This window comes from Aromatoleum toluolicum (assembly GCF_012911005.2).
In the GTDB taxonomy this organism is placed as follows: Bacteria; Pseudomonadota; Gammaproteobacteria; order Burkholderiales; family Rhodocyclaceae; genus Aromatoleum; species Aromatoleum toluolicum.
In genome coordinates, this window is sequence record NZ_WTVS01000290.1 from 57532 (window position 1) to 77264 (window position 19733).

Consider the following 19733-nt stretch of genomic DNA (forward strand, 5'->3'; position numbering starts at 1 on the left):
AGCTCCAGGAAGTTCGATCAAGCCGCAAGGCGCAGCTCGTTGAGGAAGTCAGCGGCCACCACGGGGCAGACGGCATTGCCCAGCAGGTGCATGGCATCGCGGTGGACGTTGGGGAGGACGTAGGACGGCGGAAAGCTCATAGCGTCCCGTGCCTCGGGCACGGCAAGCATTCGCATCCGGTCGCCCTCGATCACGGCCCAGCGGTCGCGGGTCGTGATGGTGCCGACAGGCCGGTGGATGCTGCGGCCAGTGAGGCCGCTGCCGCTGGAGTAGTACGGGATCAAGAAGCGGTCGCCGTGCGCAGCACGGCCCGCCGCGATCTGGCGCAGCGTCTTTTCGCTGCGCCTGGGCGTGGCGATCGGACTCCACGGGTGGGCATCCCACTGGATCACGTCGGCAATGGGTCGGTGCTCGCGGCGCGGCAGGCTCAAACGCAGCGGCCGCCGCGAGCGCGTGCAGACCAGGAACAGGCGTTGCCGGTTCTGCGGCACGCCATGATCGGCCGCATCGACCAGATGCGGCGAAACGGCGTAGCCCAGCCGGCGCAGCGCATCGCGCCAAGCCGGATAAAGCACCCACTTCTCGAAGTCCGGCACGTTCTCGACCAGGATCACCGGGCTGCGGTGATATTCCGCGCAAGCCACCACGGCCCAAGCCGTGCTGCGCAGCGCGTCATGGTGCGGCCGTTCGCGGCCTCTTGCCCTCGAATGCCCTTGGCAGGCTGGCGAAGCCAGCACAACATCATGCGCGGGCACCGCGCGCCAGTCGGCTTGCTGAAGGTCTTGGCACTCGTGCCAAGTGTCCGGGTGGTTGGTCTGGTGGTACTGAACAGCGAGCGGCCAATGGTTTGCGGCCCACACGACGCGCGCGCCGGCAAGGCGCGCGCCCTCGGTGAAGCCACCGGCCCCCGCAAAGAGGTCGATGCAGCGCATGGGTCAGAATTCCGTGGTCAGGGTGCCATCGGGGAGGCGCTTCATCAGGTCGAAGCCGTTATCCGTCCCGCCGCAGCTCTCCAGCTCCTTCAGCGCCGCCTTGAAAGTGTGGTGGTCGCTCCACACGTCTTCGGCATCGGTGCCGGCGTTCTCAACGATCACCCATTGCGGGTAATCCGTGGCTTGGGCGGTGGTGTTGGCCTGGGCGACGTGGGCGGTCTGCATGGTCGTTTTCCTTATGCGGAAGGGTTGAAGATGGTCTAAGCGGCTGGGGTCTGGTCTGCTCACCGTCACCCCTGCCGGGGCATCGCCTCATCACTGAAGCAATGCCTATATTCTACCCGTCAAACTATTGACCGTCAATAGATATTGGCGTTTATTTGCTTTCATTGTGAAAGCAAATAACACGCAAGCGCGGACTTTCGCGCGCGAAAGTCACCGCAGGGCGAAGCCAAAACGGTTGTAGAGGTAGAGGCCAGCGAGCGTCAGCGCCCCGGCCACGGCTGCACCGCCCAGGGCGTGCCACCAATCGCGGCCACTCGGCCACGTCGCCAGCAGGCATTGCACCGCCAGGAGCTTCAGGCCAAGGCTGGGCCACGCCAGAGCGGGCCAGCCAGCGGAATGCCACAGCAGGCCGGCGCTCAACGGGATGAGAAGGAACGGCGCGAGGGCCACGGGAACCGCATTCCACCAGCGCAGGCGCATGAACAGCACGCGCCCCAGCAGCAGCTCCCCGTCAGGCATCCGGCGCGGCAGGATCGACATGGAAACCGGGCGCGCACCAAACAGCCAGCCGGCCATCCAGTGCATAGCCTCATGGGCCAGCGTGCCAGGCAGCACGGACAGGGCGTACAGCCACGTCCAGCGCCGAACGGTGCGGGTCGCCACCAGCATGACCGCGAAGCTGGCCAGATGCAGCCACGCGGAGCCGATCATGTCTTGTCAGCCTTCTTTGCGGTGAAGCCCCGGATGGTCGCCTCTTGACTGGCGACTTGACTGCGCAGCGCGTCGAGTTCCCCTGTCACCCGGCCAAGTTGGGCGGCCGCATCGCGTGCCTCTTTGCGCGCCTCGTCCAGCTCGGCCTCCATGCGCTGCTTGGAAGTCTCCAGCTTGCCGATGACCTCCACGCTGCGCTGCTTCTGGTCGTGCAATGCCTGCTGGTGAGCATCTTTCAGTCGCCCCACCTCGGCATCATGCTGGGCACGTTGAGCAGCCGCCCCTTCGGCGTGCTCTTTCCGCGCCGCCGCCAGCTCGGCCGCTCCTTGATCCTGCACTCGCGCAAGTTCACCGCGAACTTGGGCCAGCTCGCGCTCCAAGTCTGCCGCTTGCTGGGAGAGTCGGGCCACGTCCGCGCGCTGGGTGGAAAGCTCGGCTTCCACCGTCCGGCGCGCAGCCTCCGCTTCATCACGCCGCGCACGCTCGGCCTTCAGGTCGTCATGCACCTCATTGGCCCGCTTCTCCAGCTCTGCCGCCCGTGCTTCACCAGCCGCAGCCCGTTCGGTTTGCGCAGCCACGTCGACTTGAAGGCTGGCGAGTTGGTCGGTCAGCTCGGCGGCTTGCCGGCGTGCTTCATCGCGCTCGTCCTCTCGCTTCTCGGCCAGGGCCAGCGCCTCCGCTGTCTCGGCTTCGAGTTCCTGACGCACCCGCTCCAGGGATTCACGCTCGGAGGCCAAGCGGCCATTGGCAAGCTCTAGGGCCACGCCCCACATGTCCGAAGCCCAGCCCTGCACCTTGTCGAGCACAACCTGGGGCGCGGCCTCGCGTACCGGCTCGGCCGACTCGGCAGCCTTGCGGCGGGCCTTCCAGGCGCGCAGCACCGGGCCGATGGTGGCGTAGCTGCCGCCCTTCGTGCTCGTCCACTTCGCCAGCAGTTCGCGCACCGTCTCGTTCGTCGGGCGCATCCCCTCTGCCGCCAGTTGTTCGGCGGCTTTACAGATCAGTTCTTCCGTGATGATCGCTTCGCTTGCCATGACAGGCTCCTTTCGGTTGATTGTGTTGTTTGTTGTTGTATGTTGTATTTTACAGCAAACAACAACAAACGCAACAGGCGAAGTGCCGGTCGGGATCGGCCGCCGTCGCCCTTGCCTTCGGCGTGCCGGCGTCGAGCTGGTGGTGGAAGCAGGTCGGTGGCCACCTCGGCGGCCGTCCTTCTGGAAAAGGGGTCCCCTCGTTTTCAGTGCAATAACTGGCGGTACGCAAACCCAGCACTGGCGCGGGGGTGGTGTTGGTAGATCGTTGATTCTGTTGGCTTTCCTGTTCACTTCTCAAACGGGTATCGTGGCCTCCCACTAATGGGGTTCACGATGCAGGACTGGCAAACGACGTTTTTGGGGATGCGTGAGCTGCCCCGCGATATCAGTGACTTCGAGATGAAGGCGTTTTTCACCTTCGATGGTGCAGAGCGCGAGGCAATCAATGCGCGCCGGGGTGACGCCCACAAGCTCGGTCTGGCGCTGCATATCGGGTTTTTGCGCATGAGTGGCCGCCTGCTGTATGCCTTTCGGGTGGTTCCCGTCGCCCTGTGGCGCCACTTGAGCGAGGAACTTGGCATTGCCACCCCTGATGTGGCTTCGCTGCGCACGCTGTACGGGCGGGAGAAGACACTGTTCGATCACCAGCAAGTAGCGTGCACGGCCCTTGGTTTTCGGTGGATGCCCTGATCGAAAAGCATTGGGACAGCCCGGTGCATCTGGCGGCTTCGGTCATGAGTGGTCACGCCAGTGCGGTGGCAGCACTGGCGCGGTTTGGCTCTGCTGCCCAGGGTGACCCCATCTATGACGCTGGCGTGCAATTGGGACGTTTGCTGCGAACCGCGTTCCTTGCCGACTACTTTGTTAAGGACGCTTTCAGGAATGAATTGCGCCGGGTGCTCAACCGGGGGGAGGCGGTCAACGCCCTCAAGCGCGCCATTTACACCGGCCGGATCAGCCCGGCACAGGCCAAACGTGTGGACGAAATGCAGGCTGTGGCCGACGCGTTGAGTCTGCTGGCCAACATCGTCATGGCGTGGAACACGTCACAAATGCAGGCTGTTCTGGATCGCTGGTCGAACCGCCGCCAGGCCATTCCGCCGGAACTGATCGGAAAAATTGCTCCCACCAGGCTGGAAAGCATCAACCTGCGAGGCGTGTTCCGCTTTCCTGTTGACCGTTATGCCGACCAAATCCTGCCCTCGCGGCAGGGAGCACCGATAACTGGCACCAACGGATGAAACCGATCACGGTTTGACGCCACGAATCGCAGATTTGAAAGTGAACAGGAAAGTCAATGAAATCAACGATCTACCAACACCACCTCCGCGCCAGTGCTAGCTTTTCGTACCGTCACTTATTGCACTGAAAACGAGGGGACCCCGAAAAGCCCCCGATAGACGAATCGGGCGCGTCGGCCCGAGCCTCGAATGGCTCCAGGCCGGGAAAAATGGGCAAGTTAGCCAGGATCAGGCCGATTTCATGCGTGCTGGCACTCGAATTCGACCGCCAAGCCCCGGAAACAGAGCCTTCGCGGGCAGTGATTCGTCTATCGTGTTCACTTTCGCCGGCAGGCATCCGGCTCGCATCGAGGCGGCCGCCGTAGGGCAGTGGCTGGCCAGCGGTTCGCATGAGCTGTTCGGGGTCGTCTCAGAAAACGGAAAATAAAGCACGCTAAGGCGTCGCCGCCCCTGCCAGGCTTGCCCCGCCCTGTAGTGACGCGATCAACGGGCAGGAAACATTCCCCTTTCGTGCATGGCAGGCGCACACGAGTTCAGACAGCACGGTTTCCATGCGCGCCAAGTCGGCCATCTTCTCGCGCACGTCCTTGAGCTTGTGCTCGGCCACGCTGCTGGCTTCCTCGCAGTGGGTGCCATCGTCGAGCCGCAGCAGCTCGGCGATTTCATCCAGGCTGAAGCCCAACCGCTGAGCGGATTTCACGAACCGCACCCGCGTTACATCCGCCTCCCCATAGCGGCGGATGCTGCCGTAAGGCTTGTCCGGCTCGGGCAGCAAGCCCTTGCGCTGATAGAACCGGATCGTCTCCACATTGACGCCGGCCGCCTTGGCAAAAACGCCAATGGTTAGGTTCTCCAAAGTATTTTCCATATCGCTTGACTCCGTACATGAGTACGGAAGTAAGGTTACGCTATCCAATCCAAATTCAAAAGGCCAACGTATGTCTGAATCGCAAAACGGGCGCGGTGCGCTCTTCGCCGGCGGGCTGGCCGCCATCCTCGCCTCCGCTTGCTGCCTCGGGCCGCTGGTTCTGATCGCCTTGGGCTTCAGCGGGGCTTGGATCGGCAACCTGACCGTGCTGGAGCCGTATCGCCCGATTTTCATCGGCGCAGCGCTGGTGGCGTTGTTCTTCGCCTGGCGGCGCATCTACCGCCCTGCGCAAGCCTGTAGGCCGGGTGAGGTCTGCGCGATTCCCCAAGTGCGAGCGACCTACAAGCTCATTTTCTGGGTCGTGGCCGTACTGGTTCTGGTCGCGCTCGGATTTCCCTATGTCATGCCATTTTTCTACTGATCGGAGTTCACCATGAAGAAACTGTTTGCCTCCCTCGCCCTCGCCGCCGTTGTTGCCCCCGTGTGGGCCGCTACCCAGCCCGTCACGCTGTCCGTACCGGGCATGACGTGCTCGGCCTGTCCGATCACCGTCAAGAAGGCGATTTCCAAGGTCGATGGCGTCAGTAAAGTTGCCGTGACCTTCGAGACCCGCGAAGCGGTGGTCACCTTCGATGATGCCAAGACCAGTGTGCAGAAGCTGACCAAGGCAACCGGGGACGCGGGCTATCCCTCCAGCGTCAAGCAGTGAGCCACTGAACCCGACCCTGGGGCGATCATGGGACTGATCACACGCATTGCCGACAAGGCCGGCGCGCTTGGCAGTGTGGTTTCCGCGATGGGCTGCGCCGCCTGTTTTCCGGCCATCGCCAGCTTGGGCGCGGCCATCGGGCTGGGCTTTCTACAGGAATACGAAGGCTTGTTCATTTTCACGCTGCTGCCGCTGTTCGCCGTCGTCGCTTTGCTGGCGAATGCACTGGGCTGGCTCAGTCATCGGCAATGGCACCGCAGCCTGCTCGGCATGATCGGGCCAGCCATCGTGTTCGCCGGAACCGTCTGGTTGCTTGGCAACTGGTGGACAGCGCGCCTCGTATACACCGGCCTGGCCCTGATGATCGGCGTGTCGATCTGGGACTTGGTTTCACCGGCAAATCGCCGCTGCGGGCCGGATGGCTGCGAACTCCCAGCAAAACACGGCTGACGGCGTGAGCCAGCGGCCAACACAGAAAAGGAACGATGAATGACCACCCTCAAAATCACCGGCATGACTTGCGACTCGTGCGCAGTGCATGTCAAGGAAGCCCTGGAGAAAGTGCCAGGCGTGCAGTCGGCGAATGTCTCATATACCAAGGGCAGCGCCAAGCTCGCCGTCGAGACCGGCACATCGCCGGACGCGTTGACTGCCGCCGTGGCCGGACTCGGTTATCGGGCCACGCTCGCCGACGCGCTCGTGCCTCCGGTGGGCGGCGGCTTGCTCGTCAAGATGCGCGAATGGCTAGGTAGCGGCGACAAGGCTGGTGATGATGGTGGCGGATTGCATATTGCCGTTATCGGCAGCGGCGGCGCGGCGATGGCGGCGGCGCTGAAGGCCGTCGAGCAAGGCGCGCACGTCACCCTGATCGAGCGCGGCACTATTGGCGGCACCTGCGTCAATATCGGCTGCGTGCCGTCCAAGATCATGATCCGCGCTGCTCACATCGCCCACTTGCGTCGAGAAAGCCCGTTCGATGGCGGCATGCCGCCCACACCGCCGACGATCTTGCGCGAGCGGCTGCTGGCCCAGCAGCAGGCGCGCGTCGATGAACTGCGCCACGCCAAATACGAAGGCATCCTGGATGACAATCCCGCCATCTCCGTGCTGCACGGCGAAGCCCGTTTCAAGGACGCGCACAGCCTGACCGTGCAACTCAACGGTGGTGGCGAACGTGTGCTGGCGTTCGACCGTTGCCTGATTGCCACCGGCGCGAGTCCGGCCGTGCCGCCGATTCCCGGCCTGAAGGACACGCCGTACTGGACTTCCACCGAAGCACTGGTCAGCGACACCATTCCTGAGCGGCTGGCCGTGATTGGTTCGTCGGTGGTAGCGCTGGAACTGGCGCAGGCGTTCGCCCGACTGGGCAGCAAAGTAACGATTCTTGCACGCAGCACCCTGTTCTTCCGCGAAGACCCGGCCATCGGTGAGGCAATCACGGCGGCGTTCCGCGCCGAAGGGATCGAGGTGCTGGAGCACACCCAGGCCAGCCAGGTCGCGCACGAGGGCGGCGAATTCGTGCTCACCACGGCGCACGGCGAGCTGCGCGCCGACAAACTGCTGGTCGCCACCGGTCGCTCGCCCAACACGCGCAGCCTGGCACTGGACGCGGCAGGTGTCGCGCTCAACCTGCAAGGCGCTATCGTCATCGACGTCGGCATGCGGACCAGCACGCCGGACATCTACGCGGCCGGCGACTGCACCGACCAGCCTCAGTTCGTCTATGTGGCGGCAGCGGCCGGCACCCGTGCGGCGATCAACATGACGGGCGGTGACGCGGCGCTTAACCTTGCCGCCATGCCTGCCGTGGTGTTCACCGATCCGCAAGTCGCCACCGTGGGCTACAGCGAGGCAGAGGCCCAGCACGACGGGATCGAGACCGACAGTCGCACCTTGACCTTGGACAACGTGCCGCGCGCACTCGCCAACTTCGACACACGCGGCTTCATCAAGCTGGTCGTTGAAGAAGGCAGCGGACGACTGATCGGCGTGCAGGCGGTCGCGCCGGAAGCGGGCGAGCTGATCCAGACCGCTGCGCTGGCGATTCGCAACCGCATGACGGTGCAGGAACTGGCCGACCAGTTGTTTCCCTACCTGACGATGGTCGAGGGCTTGAAGCTCGCGGCGCAGACCTTCAACAAGGATGTGAAGCAGCTTTCCTGCTGCGCCGGGTGAGAAAAAGGAGGTGTTCGATGAACGCCTACACGGTGTCCCGGCTGGCCCTTGATGCCGGGGTGAGCGTGCATATCGTGCGCGACTACCTGCTGCGCGGACTGCTGCGGCCGGTGGCGTGCACGCCAGGCGGCTACGGCCTGTTCGACGAGGCTGCCTTGCAGCGGCTGTGCTTCGTGCGGTCCGCCTTCGAAGCGGGCATCGGCCTCGATGCGCTGGCGCGGCTGTTCCGGGCGCTGGATGCAGCGGACGGTGGCGAAGCGGCCACGCAGCTTGCCGTGCTGCGCCAGTTCGTCGAACGCCGGCGCGAAGCGTTGGCCGATCTGGAAGCGCAGTTGGCCACCCTGCCGACCGAGCCGGCACAGCACGCGGAGAGTCTGCCATGAACGGCCCGGAACGCCTGCCGACCAAGACACGCAAGCCGTTCACCGGCTACCTGTGGGGCGCGCTGGCCGTGCTCACCTGTCCCTGCCATTTGCCGATTCTCGCCGTTGTGCTGGCCGGAACGACCGCCGGCGCATTCATCGGGGAGCATTGGGGTATTGCAGCCCTCACGCTGACCGGCTTGTTCGTGCTGTCCGTGACGCGGCTACTGCGGGCCTTCCGGGGCGGATCATGACGACCTCGCACCCCGCCGGATGGACGGCGACCGAGTTGGCGCAGGCGGTTGTGCGCGGGCAACTTGAGCTGCATTACCAGCCGATAGTCGATCTGCGCAGTGACCAGATTGTCGGTGCGGAAGCCCTGTTGCGCTGGCGTCATCCGACGCTCGGGCTGCTGCCGCCCGGCCAGTTCCTGCCTGTGGTCGAATCGTCCGGCCTGATGCCGGAAATCGGTGCCTGGGTGCTGGGCGCAGCCTGCCGCCAGATGCGCGAGTGGCGGAAGCTGGCGTGGCAACCGTTCCGGCTGGCCGTCAATGTTTCGGCGAGCCAAGTGAGACCGGGTTTCGACGGGTGGGTAAAGGACATGCTGGCTGATGCCGAGTTGCCCGCCGAGTCTCTTGAAATCGAGCTGACCGAATCGGTCGCATTCGGTAATCCGGCGATCTTCCCCGCCCTGGAAGCCTTGCGACAGATCGGTGTGCGCTTCGCCGCCGATGACTTCGGCACCGGCTATTCCTGCCTGCAACACCTGAAGTGCTGCCCGATTACTACGCTCAAGATCGACCAGTCCTTCGTCGCCGGACTCGTCGCCGATCACCGCGACCGAACCATCGTGCGCTCCGTGATTCAGCTTGCGCACGGGCTGGGCATGGACGTGGTGGCCGAGGGCGTGGAAACGCCGACCAGTCTCGCACTGTTGCGGCAAGCGGAGTGCGATACGGGACAAGGCTTCCTGTTCGCCAAGCCAATGCCGGCGGCGGCATTCGCCGCCTTTGTCAGTCAATGGAGGGGTGCCACCATGAATGCAAATGATCCGACTGCCACCAGTTGCTGCGTGTGCTGCAAGGAAATCCCGCTCGATGCCGCCTTTACCCCGGAAGGCGTGGAGTATGTCGAGCACTTCTGCGGGCTGGAGTGCTATCAGCGCTTCCAGGCGCGGGCCAAGGCAGAGAACGAAACCGGTGCTGATCCGAACACCTGCGGCTCGCTGCCGTCAGACTCAGGCATACCCTAACTTGGCGTCAGACCATCCGGCGCTAAATCGTCAGAATAGAGTTGCCTTCCGAATTGATTGACATGCGCCGTCAAGGGTCATAGATTTCTTCCTGACACATTTCCCTCAGGAGGATACCTTGCACGGTCAGCGCATCGGTTACGTCCGCGTCAGCAGCTTCGACCAGAACCCAGAACGGCAGCTCGAACAGATCCAGGTGGATAAAGTGTTCACCGACAAGGCGTCGGGCAAGGACACACGGCGGCCCGAACTGGAACGGCTGCTCGCCTTCGTGCGCGAAGGCGACACGGTCGTGGTGCACAGCATGGATCGTCTGGCGCGCAACCTCGACGACCTGCGCCGCCTGGTGCAGGGCCTCACCCAGCGCGGCGTACGCATCGAGTTCCTTAAGGAGCATTTGACCTTCACCGGCGAGGACTCGCCGATGGCGAACCTGATGCTGTCGGTAATGGGCGCGTTCGCCGAGTTCGAACGCGCCTTGATCCGCGAGCGGCAGCGCGAGGGCATCGCGCTCGCCAAGCAGCGCGGGGCCTACCGTGGCAGGAAGAAATCCCTGTCGTCTGAGCGTATTGCCGAACTGCGCCAACGTGTCGAGGCTGGCGAGCAAAAGACCAAGCTGGCTCGTGAATTCGGAATCAGTCGCGAAACCCTGTATCAATACTTGAGAACGGATCAGTAAATATGCCACGTCGTTCAATCCTGTCCGCCGCCGAGCGCGAAAGCCTGCTGGCGTTGCCGGACACCAAGGATGAGTTGATCCGTCACTACACGTTCAGCGAAACCGACCTCTCCATCATCCGGCAGCGGCGCGGCCCGGCCAACCGGCTGGGCTTCGCCGTGCAGCTCTGTTACCTGCGCTTTCCTGGTGTCATCCTGGGCGTCGATGAGCCGCCGTTTCCGCCCTTGTTGAAACTGGTCGCCGACCAGCTCAAGGTCAGCGTCGAAAGCTGGGACGAATACGGGCAGCGGGAGCAGACCCGGCGCGAGCACCTGGTCGAACTGCAAACGGTGTTCGGCTTCCAGCCCTTTACCATGGGCCACTACCGGCAGGCCGTCCAGTTGCTGACCGAGATGGCCTTGCAGACCGACAAGGGCATCGTGCTGGCCAGCACCTTGATCGAGCACCTGCGGCAGCAGTCGGTCATTCTGCCTGCCCTCAACGCCGTCGAGCGGGCGAGCGCCGAAGCAATCACCCGCGCCAACCGGCGCATCTACGATGCCTTGGCCGAACCGCTGTCGGACGCGCATCGCCGCCGCCTCGACGATCTGCTCAAGCGTCGGGACAACGGCAAAACGACCTGGCTGGCCTGGCTGCGCCAATCGCCCGTCAAACCGAATTCGCGGCACATGCTGGAACACATCGAACGCCTCAAAGCGTGGCAGGCGCTCGACCTGCCTTCTGGCATCGAGCGGTCGGTGCACCAGAACCGCCTGCTCAAGATCGCCCGTGAGGGTGGCCAGATGACGCCCGCCGACCTGGCCAAGTTCGAGGCGCAGCGACGCTATGCCACCCTGGTGGCGCTTGCCATCGAGGGCATGGCCACCGTCACCGACGAAATCATCGACCTGCACGACCGCATCCTGGGCAAGCTGTTCAACGCCGCCAAGAACAAGCATCAGCAGCAATTCCAGGCGTCCGGCAAGGCGATCAACGCCAAGGTGCGGTTGTTCGGCCGCATCGGCCAGGCGCTGATCGAGGCCAAGCAGGCGGGCCGCGATCCGTTCGCCGCCATCGAGGCCGTCATGTCCTGGGATGCCTTCGCCGAGAGCGTCACCGAAGCGCAGAAGCTTGCGCAGCCCGAGGACTTCGATTTCCTGCACCGCATCGGCGAAAGCTACGCCACGCTGCGCCGCTACGCGCCGGAATTCCTTGCCGTGCTCAAGCTGCGGGCCGCTCCCGCCGCGAAGGACGTGCTCGACGCCATCGAGGTGCTGCGCGGCATGAACAGCGACAACGCCCGCAAGGTGCCCGCCGACGCGCCGACCGAGTTCATCAAGCCGCGCTGGCAGAAGCTGGTCATGACCGACACCGGCATCGACCGGCGCTACTACGAACTGTGCGCGCTGTCGGAGATGAAGAACGCGTTGCGTTCCGGCGACATCTGGGTGCAGGGGTCGCGCCAGTTCAAGGACTTCGAGGACTACCTGGTGCCGCCCGCGAAATTCGCCAGCCTCAAGCAGGCCAGCGAATTGCCGCTGGCCGTGGCCACCGACTGCAACCGGTACCTGAACGACCGGCTGACGCTGCTGGAAACACAGCTTGCCACCGTCAACCGTATGGCGACGGCCAACGAGCTGCCGGACGCCATCATCACCGAGTCAGGCTTGAAGATCACGCCGCTCGACGCGGCGGTACCCGACACCGCCCAAGCGCTGATCGACCAGACGGCAATGATCCTGCCGCACGTCAAGATCACCGAACTGCTGCTGGAGGTGGACGAATGGACGGGCTTCACTCGGCATTTCGCGCATCTGAAATCGGGCGACCCGGCCAAAGACAAGAACCTGTTGCTGACCACGATCCTCGCCGACGCGATCAACCTGGGCCTGACCAAGATGGCGGAGTCTTGCCCCGGCACGACCTACGCCAAGCTGGCTTGGCTGCAAGCCTGGCACATCCGCGACGAAACCTACGGGGCGGCGCTGGCCGATCTGGTCAACGCACAGTTCCGCCATCCCTTCGCCGAGCACTGGGGCGACGGCACCACCTCATCGTCGGACGGCCAGAACTTCCGCACCGGCAGCAAGGCCGAGAGCACCGGCCACATCAACCCGAAATACGGGAGCAGCCCAGGGCGGACGTTCTACACCCACATTTCTGACCAGTACGCGCCATTTCACACCAAGGTCGTGAACGTCGGCGTGCGCGATTCGACCTACGTGCTCGACGGCCTGCTGTACCACGAGTCCGACTTGCGGATCGAGGAGCATTACACCGACACGGCGGGCTTCACCGATCACGTCTTCGCCCTGATGCACCTCCTGGGCTTCCGCTTCGCGCCGCGCATCCGCGACCTGGGCGACACCAAGCTCTACATCCCGAAGGGCGACGCCGCCTATGACGCGCTGAAACCCATGATCGGCGGCACGCTCAACATCAAGCACGTCCGCGCCCATTGGGACGAAATCCTGCGGCTGGCCACCTCGATCAAGCAGGGCACGGTGACGGCCTCCCTGATGCTCCGAAAGCTCGGCAGCTACCCACGCCAGAACGGCCTGGCCGTGGCGCTCCGCGAGCTGGGCCGCATCGAGCGCACGCTGTTCATCCTGGACTGGCTGCAAAGCGTGGAACTGCGCCGCCGCGTGCATGCCGGCCTGAACAAGGGCGAGGCGCGCAATGCGCTGGCCAGGGCAGTGTTTTTCAACCGCCTGGGTGAAATCCGCGACCGCAGTTTCGAGCAGCAGCGCTACCGGGGGGTCTCCTCGTTTTCAGTGCAATAAGTGACGGTACGCAAAGCTAGCACTGGCGCGGGGGTGGTCTGGGTAGACCGTTGATTTCATTGACTTTCCTGTTCGCTTTGTAAACGGGTATGGTGGCCTCCCACTTTTGAGGTTCACGATGCAGGGTTGGCACACAACGTTTTTGGGGATGCGTGGGCTCCCCCGCGATATCAGCGACTTCGAGATGAAGGCATTTTTCACCTTCGATGGTGCCGAGCGCGACGCAATCAATGCACGCCGAGGTGATTCCCACAAGCTTGGTCTGGCGCTCCATATTGGTTTCCTGCGCATGAGTGGGCGTTTGCTCGGTGCCTTTCGGGTAATTCCAGTAGCCTTGTGGCGCCACCTTGGCAACGAGCTTGGCATTGCAGCACCAGAAGTCGCCTCGCTGAGAGCCATGTATGAACGCGGGCGCACGCTATTCGATCACCAACAAGTAGCCTGCACGGTCCTTGGATTCCAGTGGATGAGCGAGCACCAGCGCCGCTCACTGGTACGTGAACTGCGCGACGAAGTGGCGCGCTGCGCCGACCGCGATCAGCTACTCGTGCGGGCGCGTCAATGGCTGTACAAGAACAAGCTGGTGATCGTGCACGAGCGGGCAATTCGGACACTGATTGCGGCGGCACTTGCCCAGCTTGAAGTTGAAACAGGCACCGCCATCGCCGCCAGCGTTGATCCAGCAACACTTGATCGCTGGCGAGCCTCAGTTTCAGAGCTGCGCCCAGATGGACAAACCCAGCAGAGTTGGCTATGGGCTGCACCGGCGAAACACTCAACCCGCCAAATCAGCGAGGTACTGGAGCGCATCGACCTGCTTTACACGCTGGACGTTCATAAGCACCTGGCAGACATCCCCGATCTCATCTTGCGCCGCTACGCGCGCCGACTTGTCTCCAGGCCGCCCTCAGCCGGAGCCAAGATCAAAGAGCCAGCGCGCACCGTGGAGGTCGCATGCTTTCTTCGGTATTGCCTGTTCACCACCACAGACCAGTTGATCCTTATGGTGCAGCGCCGGATCGCCGATCTGTGGCGTCAGGCTGCCGCCGATGTCCCCGCTACCGTCAATTGGGCCGCAATGTACAAAACGCTGCTCGGCGAACTTGTTGCCTTGAGCGCGCAAGGTGCGGTGCCAGATGCTGAGTTGCGTGCCCGTCTTGAAGCCTTGATCACCGAAACCCAGAAACGCAAACCACCGAGCAGGGCCTCCCTGGTCCGCGAGGGATTGATTGATGGAATTCGCCCCGTGCGGTCGTTGCTCGTCGCCATTGCAAAGCTGCCCTGGCAGGCCACCGGCGAGCATCCTGCCATCGAGTACCTTGCCAAGCTGCAAGCTTTATATCTCAAAGGATCCAGAAAGCTGCCAGTTGAAGTGGTGGCACCAAGTCTGGGAATGATCTGGCAGGTTTCGATCTCCAGCCCAGACCGGGAACGGGCGTTTCAGGCGTTGGAGGTGGCCACCCTGTTTGCCCTGCGCCGCGCGGTGCGCAATGGCTCGGTCTGGATTGAGCACAGCCTGAGCTTTCGGGGTCGTGCGCGCTTGTTCTTCACGGACGAGCGTTGGCAGGCAGAGTCCAAGAAACACTATGCCCGTCTATCGTTACCCAGCAAGGCTGCCACTTTCTTGAAGCCTTTGCTGGCCAGAGTAACTGCCGGTGTCGATGCGGTGGCCGCTGCAGCCCGCAGTGGCGTACTGCGCGTGGATGATGAACTCCATTTGTCGCCATTGCCCGCAGAGGACGAAGACCCAGAAGTGACCAAGCTGCGCGCGGCTTTGGATCACCGCATCGGTGAGGTTCAATTGCCGGAAGTGATTCTGGCCGTTGACGCCCAGGTGCGCTTTAGCTGGATCATGCTCGGACGTGAGCCGCGCTCTACCGACGAGCTGCTGATGGTCTATGCCGGCATCATGGCCCACGGCACCAGTCTGACTGCGGTCGAATGCGCGCGCATGATTCCGCAATTGTCTGCCACCAGCATTCGCCAGGCCATGCGCTGGGCGCGGGACGAACGGCGTCTGAGCCAGGCCTGCCAGGCTGTGCTGGAATTCATGCAGCGACACCCGATTGCCGCCACCTGGGGGCGGTCCGATTTGGCATCTTCTGACATGATGAGCATGGAGACCACCAAACGGGTGTGGCAAGCCCGGCTTGATCCTCGGCGCAACACACCTTCCATTGGAATCTACTCCCATGTAAAAGACCGGTGGGGCATCTTCCATGCGCAGCCCTTTGTGCTCAATGAGCGCCAGGCGGGCGTGGCCATTGAAGGTGTCATCCGCCAAGAAAAGCTGGAGACCAGCCAGCTTGCTGTGGATACCCATGGCTACACCGACTTTGCCATGTCACATGCCCGTTTGCTTGGTTTTGATCTTTGCCCGCGGTTGAAGGAACTCAAACAGCGCCACCTCTTTGTGCCACGCGGCACCAAAGTGCCCGCAGAAATCGCTGCGGTGTGCGAAGCCAATGTCGACGTCGCTTTGATCGAAAAGCATTGGGATAGTCTGGTGCACCTGGCAGCCTCGGTCATGAGCGGACATGCCAGTGCGGTGGCAGCTCTTGCGCGGTTCGGTTCTGCCGCCCAGGGCGATCCAATCTATGAGGCTGGCGTGCAATTGGGGCGGTTGCTGCGTACGGCGTTTTTGGCTGACTACTTTGTCAAGGACGCTTTCAGGAACGAGTTGCGCCGGGTGCTCAATCGGGGCGAGGCTGTTAACGCCCTCAAGCGCGCCATTTATACCGGCCGGATCAGCCCGGCGCAGGCCAAACGTGTCGATGAAATGCAGGCTGTGGCCGATGCGTTGAGCCTGATGGCCAACATCGTGATGGCGTGGAATACCTCACAGATGCAGGCGGTCCTGGATCGCTGGTCGAACCGCCGCCAGGTCATTCCACCGGAACTGATCGGGAAGATTGCGCCCACCAGGCTGGAGAGCATCAACTTGCGGGGTGTGTTTCGCTTCCCGGTTGACCGCTATGCTGACCAAATCCTGCCTTCGCGGCCAAATGCATCGATAACTGGCACCAATGGATGAAACCGACCACGGTTTGACGCCACGAATCGCAGATTTGAAAGTGAACAGGAAAGTCAATGAAATCAACGATCTACCAACACCACCTCCGCGCCAGTGCTAGCTTTTCGTACCGTCACTTATTGCACTGAAAACGAGGAGACCCCTCACCGGGCCGGTGGCCCTCGCCGCTGGGCTTTGCGGCCCTGACGGGCCTTCCTGGCCCGTTTCCGGGGCCTTCCCTGCCCTGCCCCACCGGCGCGGCCGTTGTGGACAGTTTCGGGACAAGTCGGCCGAGGCCGGCCGGCGCAGCCCTGACGTTGACACTTGAGGGGCAGCGGGGCCGGCGCGATGTTGACACTTGGGGGGCAGCGGCCGATTTCGGCCTGGTCGAGCCGTCCAGGCGGCCGCCGAGGCGGCCTAAGTGCCTGATCGGCATGGAGTTATCCACCGAAGTTGTGGATAACCCTGTTAGGAACCCTGCCCCGGTATTGACACTTGAGGGGCGGCCCTACTGACACTTGAGGGGCGCGGTTCTTGACACTTGAGGGGCAGCGTATTGACACATGGGGGGCTTATCCATTGACACTTGAGGGGCGGCCTCTTCGCGCTTTTCCTTGGCGTGACAACGGTTTACGCGCGTTTTTCGGTCATGCTAACCAGGTTTTTAACCGTCTTTATAACCTTTTTATATAACCAGGTAGTTTTAACCAGAGGCTGGCGAAAAAAACGGCAACACGGCCCAAGCTACCGCGCAGCATGACCGGCCGCCGAAGGGGGGAAACCCCCCTTCTCGATCCCACCCGGCCGCAAGCGGCCTCCCATCCCCCCAGGGGCTACGCCCCTCGGCCGCCTTGCGGCCTCACCCCACAATGGAGCGCCTTCGGCGCTACGGCTTAGGAGAGCCAGGCGCAAGCGCCTGGCGGAAGGCAGTAAGTTCGAGAGCTTGCGAGGGGGCAAAGCCCCCTCACACTCCCCAACCAGGTCGCCGCGGTTCGACCGGCCGCGCGATCCTCAAGCATCGCAGCAGCTCCACCGCCGCAGGTTTTACGCCAAGGAAGGGGGTCGGCCAGCTCGGCCGGTGGCGCGGAAAGCGCCCCTCAAGTGTCAATGAAACGTGAGACGCGGGGCCAGGCCCGCGCCGATCACAAGCCGAGTTCGGAGTGAGAGCCGAGGCGCACCAGGCGCAGCGTGTCGGCGTCGGGCTTCTGGTAGATCAGCACCAGGTCGGGCTTGACGTGGCAATCCCGGTGATCCTTCCAGTCCCCGGTCAGCGCGTGGTCGCGGTGCCGAGGTTCCAGCGGCTGGTCGTCGGCGAGCGCGACCAGGACGGGCACCAGGTCGGCGTCGAGCGTGGCCCGGTGCTGCCCTTTCGCCTCGCGCTTGTAGTCGCGCTTGAACTGGCCGGTGCGCTCAATCTGCCGCATGCAGATCGGCCATCAGATCGTTGACGGTGGCGAAGCGCGGCAGCTTGCCCTTGCGGGCTTCCTTCATCGCCTCGATGGTGGTGGCGTTCGGAATCAGCGGCTCGAAGGGCAGCGCCTTGTCCTGGGCCACCTTCGTGAGCAGCAGCCGCACCGCGTCGGACACGGTAAGGCCCATCGCGGCCAGGACGGCCGCCGCTTCTTCCTTGATCGCGCCGTCGATGCGCGTTTGTACGAGCTGGTTTGCAGCCATGATTGGTTCTCCGGTTGGGTTCGTGAATTACATTGTAATGCACGCCAAGGGAAAGGGCAAGGTTTAGCGGCTAAAACGTTTAGCTAAAGTGCTTGACGATTAGGACATTTTGCCCTAATATAGCACTTGAAGGCCGGGCATTTCGCCCAGGTCAACTACCGGAGAAAGTCCGATGAACACCCAAGAGCAACCCGTTACCGCTTCCCTGGTCGCCGAGGCCCAGCGCCTCGACTTCCTGCCCGCCTACTTCGGCCCGCGTCTGATGATGCGCGGCGAGGCCCTGGTGTATGCCTGGCTTCGCCGGCTCTGCGAACGCTACAGCGGCGCGTATTGGCACTACTACACCTTGTCGGACGGCGGTTTTTACATGGCCCCCGACCTGGCCGACCGCCTGGAGATCGAGGTGGACGGCAACGGCTTCCGAGGCGAGTTGTCGGCCGACGCCGCCGGCATTGTCGCAACCCTGTTCGCGCTGGGTCAGCTCGCGGCCGAGGCCGCCGACACGGACGCCGGCGATGCCCTGATCGACCGCTATCACTTCCTGCGCGGCTTCGCAGCCAGCCACGCCGAGGCGGCCGCGATCTACCGGGCTATTGACTGATGAGGGGCGGCCCCGGCTTCGGCCGGGGCTTCCAGGAGGCGACCATGACCAGGAACAACGCTCCCCAGGCACCGACGAACAGCTACGCGACGGACGGCAAGTGCCACAACGCCGAGCCGGGCACCTACGGCCACGAATGCGGCAAGCCGGCCGCATGGATCGGCACGAACCACAAGGGGTTCAGCTCGGGATTCTGCGACGACTGCAAGCGCCACGGCTACGAAGCCCGCGACGTGATCGCGTGGCGGCGTGCTGACACTTGAGGGGCCGGCCGATGGCGAAGAAACGCAAGACGCCGGCCCAGCCGGGCCAGGACTGGAACGCGCCGGCGGCCGAGCTGCTGGCCGAGCTGCCCACCGACCGCGACGAGCTGCTGGCCGCCGCCGTGGCGGCCGTGGTGGAGATCGACGCGGCGATCATGCGCGGTGACGGTGCGGCCGCCGAGGCGGCCAGCGACCGATACGAGGCCGTCATCTGGAAGATGAACGGCGGAACGCACGTGGGCAGCATGGCCGACCACGACGCGCCCGGCCAGGTCATCGAGCGCCATTGCGCGGCGGTGCCTGGCGACGTGCCCTTGTGGGGCCAGCGCGGCCAGTTCCTGGTCGCGGATGGCGACATGCGCGCCCTGGTGGAGTACGAGGCCGGCTACGGCGGGCCGCTGGGTGCCCACTTCCAGTTCCACGTCATCGACCTGGACAGGCCGTTTATCTCCGAAACGGGCTACCGCTCGCACTTCGACACGGCGCAGGGCTGCATGACGGTGGACGAGGTTGCGCGCGGCATCCTGGCTGCGCAGCGAGCCGAGAAGAAGCGCCCGGTGATGGTCGAGGCCAGCTACCGCGACCGCCTGGCCGATGCTCCCCTGCCCGCTTGGCTGGCCGGCTTGGAGCCGCCGGCGCGGCGCGCACCGGCGACCGTCCTGGTGCCGCCGGGGTTCGTCCTGGTCGATGTGGTGCTGCCCTCGCATCGGGCCTTCATCGCCAGGCGCTGGGCGGCCGAGGCCGCGACCAGGATCAAGGCGGCCAGGGCCGCCGGGTTGGACGCCAAGGGAAAAATCACCGGCGCAGGCCCGGAGCGAGATCCCGCATCGCCAGAAACGACGATGACCTGCAGCATCGTCAAAGCCGACGATGCCGAGCCGGGCGAGGGCGGGCCTGTATCGCCGGAAACAACGATGCCGCGAGCGAGCGCGGCAACCTGCAGCATCGCCAGGAATGGCGATGGAGGCCCGGCCGACCTGGTGGAGTTCAAGCCCGGCCAGCGGTGCGAGATCGTGAGCGTCCATCACCCGGTTTTCGACCGCTACATCGGCAAGCGCATCATCATCGTGAAGGTGCATCCCGACACCCGCCAGGTGTGGGCGCACGACGACAGGCCGGTAACGTACAAGACCAATCGCGCAGGCCGGCGCGTGGTCGATTCAGACCCGAGCTGCATCCAGTCGATCTACGGCTTCGACCAGTTGCGGCTTATCACTTGACCAGGAGAACGA

General features: G+C 63.7%; 20 protein-coding genes and 2 pseudogenes. 15 read left to right on the top strand and 7 right to left on the bottom strand.

Annotated elements, in window-relative coordinates; genetic code table 11:
• Window positions 1–17: 17 nt before the first annotated feature.
• From GPA27_RS29135 to GPA27_RS29150, 4 genes are all read right to left on the bottom strand, one after another.
• A complete protein-coding gene (locus GPA27_RS29135) occupies window positions 18–932 on the bottom strand; it encodes a DNA cytosine methyltransferase (protein WP_009242154.1) in 915 nt (304 codons plus the stop codon).
• A 3-nt stretch (window positions 933–935) separates the two neighbouring features.
• Window positions 936–1157, bottom strand: a complete 222-nt coding sequence (locus GPA27_RS29140) for a hypothetical protein (RefSeq protein ID WP_004637279.1) — start codon at window positions 1155–1157, stop codon at window positions 936–938.
• Window positions 1158–1367: 210 nt separating this feature from the next.
• Window positions 1368–1868 carry a hypothetical protein gene (locus GPA27_RS29145; protein ID WP_004637282.1) on the bottom strand — a complete coding sequence of 167 codons (501 nt, stop codon included), beginning with the start codon at window positions 1866–1868 and terminating at the stop codon, window positions 1368–1370.
• A complete protein-coding gene (locus GPA27_RS29150) occupies window positions 1865–2902 on the bottom strand; it encodes a DNA-binding protein (RefSeq protein ID WP_004637284.1) in 1038 nt (345 codons plus the stop codon). The genes GPA27_RS29145 and GPA27_RS29150 overlap by 4 nt, the downstream gene beginning before the upstream one ends.
• Before the next feature lie 399 nt (window positions 2903–3301).
• Here GPA27_RS29150 and GPA27_RS29155 point away from each other — a divergent pair, with 399 nt between their 5' ends.
• Together GPA27_RS29155 and GPA27_RS29160 are read left to right on the top strand one after the other, a co-directional pair.
• Window positions 3302–3592: a DUF4158 domain-containing protein gene (locus GPA27_RS29155; protein WP_232357567.1), complete on the top strand. Its 291-nt coding sequence runs from the start codon at window positions 3302–3304 to the stop codon at window positions 3590–3592.
• Window positions 3586–4143 (top strand): annotated as a pseudogene (locus GPA27_RS29160) (Tn3 family transposase); the annotation flags it as partial. The gene GPA27_RS29155 and the pseudogene GPA27_RS29160, both read left to right, overlap by 7 nt.
• Window positions 4144–4576: 433 nt before the next feature.
• On the opposite strand, the gene merR reads toward GPA27_RS29160, so the two are convergent.
• Window positions 4577–5011 carry a mercury resistance transcriptional regulator MerR gene (gene merR, locus GPA27_RS29165; RefSeq protein ID WP_004636746.1) on the bottom strand — a complete coding sequence of 145 codons (435 nt, stop codon included), beginning with the start codon at window positions 5009–5011 and terminating at the stop codon, window positions 4577–4579.
• Window positions 5012–5081: 70 nt separating this feature from the next.
• Here merR and merT point away from each other — a divergent pair, with 70 nt between their 5' ends.
• From merT to GPA27_RS29215, 10 genes and pseudogenes are all read left to right on the top strand, one after another.
• Window positions 5082–5432: a mercuric ion transporter MerT gene (gene merT / locus GPA27_RS29170; protein WP_004636748.1), complete on the top strand. Its 351-nt coding sequence runs from the start codon at window positions 5082–5084 to the stop codon at window positions 5430–5432.
• Between the two features lie 12 nt (window positions 5433–5444).
• A complete protein-coding gene (gene merP / locus GPA27_RS29175; RefSeq protein WP_004636750.1) occupies window positions 5445–5720 on the top strand; it encodes a mercury resistance system periplasmic binding protein MerP in 276 nt (91 codons plus the stop codon).
• Window positions 5721–5747: 27 nt separating this feature from the next.
• Complete coding sequence (gene merC / locus GPA27_RS29180; RefSeq protein WP_004636756.1) at window positions 5748–6170, top strand: organomercurial transporter MerC; 423 nt, start codon at window positions 5748–5750, stop codon at window positions 6168–6170.
• Between the two features lie 39 nt (window positions 6171–6209).
• On the top strand, window positions 6210–7895 hold the full coding sequence (gene merA / locus GPA27_RS29185) for a mercury(II) reductase (RefSeq protein WP_004636758.1): 1686 nt from the start codon (window positions 6210–6212) through the stop codon (window positions 7893–7895).
• A gap of 17 nt (window positions 7896–7912) precedes the next feature.
• Complete coding sequence (gene merD, locus GPA27_RS29190; protein WP_004636761.1) at window positions 7913–8278, top strand: mercury resistance co-regulator MerD; 366 nt, start codon at window positions 7913–7915, stop codon at window positions 8276–8278.
• The gene (gene merE, locus GPA27_RS29195) at window positions 8275–8511 is read left to right on the top strand and encodes a broad-spectrum mercury transporter MerE (RefSeq protein ID WP_004099015.1); all 237 of its coding nucleotides are present in this window, start codon (window positions 8275–8277) and stop codon (window positions 8509–8511) included. The genes merD and merE overlap by 4 nt, the downstream gene beginning before the upstream one ends.
• Window positions 8508–9509 (top strand): DUF3330 domain-containing protein, encoded by a 1002-nt coding sequence (locus tag GPA27_RS29200; RefSeq protein WP_004636771.1) that lies wholly within the window; start codon window positions 8508–8510, stop codon window positions 9507–9509. The genes merE and GPA27_RS29200 overlap by 4 nt, the downstream gene beginning before the upstream one ends.
• A gap of 118 nt (window positions 9510–9627) precedes the next feature.
• The gene (locus GPA27_RS29205) at window positions 9628–10188 is read left to right on the top strand and encodes a recombinase family protein (protein WP_003124096.1); all 561 of its coding nucleotides are present in this window, start codon (window positions 9628–9630) and stop codon (window positions 10186–10188) included.
• 2 nt (window positions 10189–10190) lie between these two features.
• A pseudogene (locus GPA27_RS29210) lies at window positions 10191–12923 on the top strand (Tn3 family transposase); the annotation flags it as partial.
• A gap of 145 nt (window positions 12924–13068) precedes the next feature.
• Window positions 13069–15984 carry a Tn3-like element IS1071 family transposase gene (locus GPA27_RS29215; protein WP_003049965.1) on the top strand — a complete coding sequence of 972 codons (2916 nt, stop codon included), beginning with the start codon at window positions 13069–13071 and terminating at the stop codon, window positions 15982–15984.
• A gap of 1121 nt (window positions 15985–17105) precedes the next feature.
• Here the strand turns inward: GPA27_RS29215 and GPA27_RS29220 are convergent.
• Window positions 17106–17387, bottom strand: a complete 282-nt coding sequence (locus tag GPA27_RS29220; protein ID WP_011114071.1) for a type II toxin-antitoxin system YafQ family toxin — start codon at window positions 17385–17387, stop codon at window positions 17106–17108.
• Window positions 17374–17637 (bottom strand): type II toxin-antitoxin system RelB/DinJ family antitoxin, encoded by a 264-nt coding sequence (locus tag GPA27_RS29225; protein WP_011114070.1) that lies wholly within the window; start codon window positions 17635–17637, stop codon window positions 17374–17376. Before GPA27_RS29225 ends, GPA27_RS29220 begins: the two co-directional genes overlap by 14 nt.
• Window positions 17638–17809: 172 nt before the next feature.
• On the opposite strand from GPA27_RS29225, the gene GPA27_RS29230 reads away from it, so the two are divergent.
• From GPA27_RS29230 to GPA27_RS29240, 3 genes are read left to right on the top strand one after another with little or no spacing between them, the layout of a single operon-like run.
• Complete coding sequence (locus tag GPA27_RS29230) at window positions 17810–18238, top strand: antirestriction protein (RefSeq protein WP_011114069.1); 429 nt, start codon at window positions 17810–17812, stop codon at window positions 18236–18238.
• Between the two features lie 44 nt (window positions 18239–18282).
• On the top strand, window positions 18283–18501 hold the full coding sequence (locus GPA27_RS29235) for a hypothetical protein (RefSeq protein WP_012478187.1): 219 nt from the start codon (window positions 18283–18285) through the stop codon (window positions 18499–18501).
• Window positions 18502–18512: 11 nt separating this feature from the next.
• Window positions 18513–19721 carry a hypothetical protein gene (locus GPA27_RS29240; RefSeq protein ID WP_011114068.1) on the top strand — a complete coding sequence of 403 codons (1209 nt, stop codon included), beginning with the start codon at window positions 18513–18515 and terminating at the stop codon, window positions 19719–19721.
• Window positions 19722–19733 lie beyond the last annotated feature (12 nt).

Coding starts and splice junctions, on each gene's coding strand:
- GPA27_RS29135 (WP_009242154.1), bottom strand. CDS start 932: ATGCGCTGCATCGACCTCTTTGCGGGGGCCGGTGGCTTCACCGAGGGC.
- GPA27_RS29140 (WP_004637279.1), bottom strand. CDS start 1,157: ATGCAGACCGCCCACGTCGCCCAGGCCAACACCACCGCCCAAGCCACG.
- GPA27_RS29145 (WP_004637282.1), bottom strand. CDS start 1,868: ATGATCGGCTCCGCGTGGCTGCATCTGGCCAGCTTCGCGGTCATGCTG.
- GPA27_RS29150 (WP_004637284.1), bottom strand. CDS start 2,902: ATGGCAAGCGAAGCGATCATCACGGAAGAACTGATCTGTAAAGCCGCC.
- GPA27_RS29155 (WP_232357567.1), top strand. CDS start 3,302: ATGAAGGCGTTTTTCACCTTCGATGGTGCAGAGCGCGAGGCAATCAAT.
- merR (WP_004636746.1), bottom strand. CDS start 5,011: ATGGAAAATACTTTGGAGAACCTAACCATTGGCGTTTTTGCCAAGGCG.
- merT (WP_004636748.1), top strand. CDS start 5,082: ATGTCTGAATCGCAAAACGGGCGCGGTGCGCTCTTCGCCGGCGGGCTG.
- merP (WP_004636750.1), top strand. CDS start 5,445: ATGAAGAAACTGTTTGCCTCCCTCGCCCTCGCCGCCGTTGTTGCCCCC.
- merC (WP_004636756.1), top strand. CDS start 5,748: ATGGGACTGATCACACGCATTGCCGACAAGGCCGGCGCGCTTGGCAGT.
- merA (WP_004636758.1), top strand. CDS start 6,210: ATGACCACCCTCAAAATCACCGGCATGACTTGCGACTCGTGCGCAGTG.
- merD (WP_004636761.1), top strand. CDS start 7,913: ATGAACGCCTACACGGTGTCCCGGCTGGCCCTTGATGCCGGGGTGAGC.
- merE (WP_004099015.1), top strand. CDS start 8,275: ATGAACGGCCCGGAACGCCTGCCGACCAAGACACGCAAGCCGTTCACC.
- GPA27_RS29200 (WP_004636771.1), top strand. CDS start 8,508: ATGACGACCTCGCACCCCGCCGGATGGACGGCGACCGAGTTGGCGCAG.
- GPA27_RS29215 (WP_003049965.1), top strand. CDS start 13,069: ATGCAGGGTTGGCACACAACGTTTTTGGGGATGCGTGGGCTCCCCCGC.
- GPA27_RS29220 (WP_011114071.1), bottom strand. CDS start 17,387: ATGCGGCAGATTGAGCGCACCGGCCAGTTCAAGCGCGACTACAAGCGC.
- GPA27_RS29225 (WP_011114070.1), bottom strand. CDS start 17,637: ATGGCTGCAAACCAGCTCGTACAAACGCGCATCGACGGCGCGATCAAG.
- GPA27_RS29230 (WP_011114069.1), top strand. CDS start 17,810: ATGAACACCCAAGAGCAACCCGTTACCGCTTCCCTGGTCGCCGAGGCC.
- GPA27_RS29235 (WP_012478187.1), top strand. CDS start 18,283: ATGACCAGGAACAACGCTCCCCAGGCACCGACGAACAGCTACGCGACG.
- GPA27_RS29240 (WP_011114068.1), top strand. CDS start 18,513: ATGGCGAAGAAACGCAAGACGCCGGCCCAGCCGGGCCAGGACTGGAAC.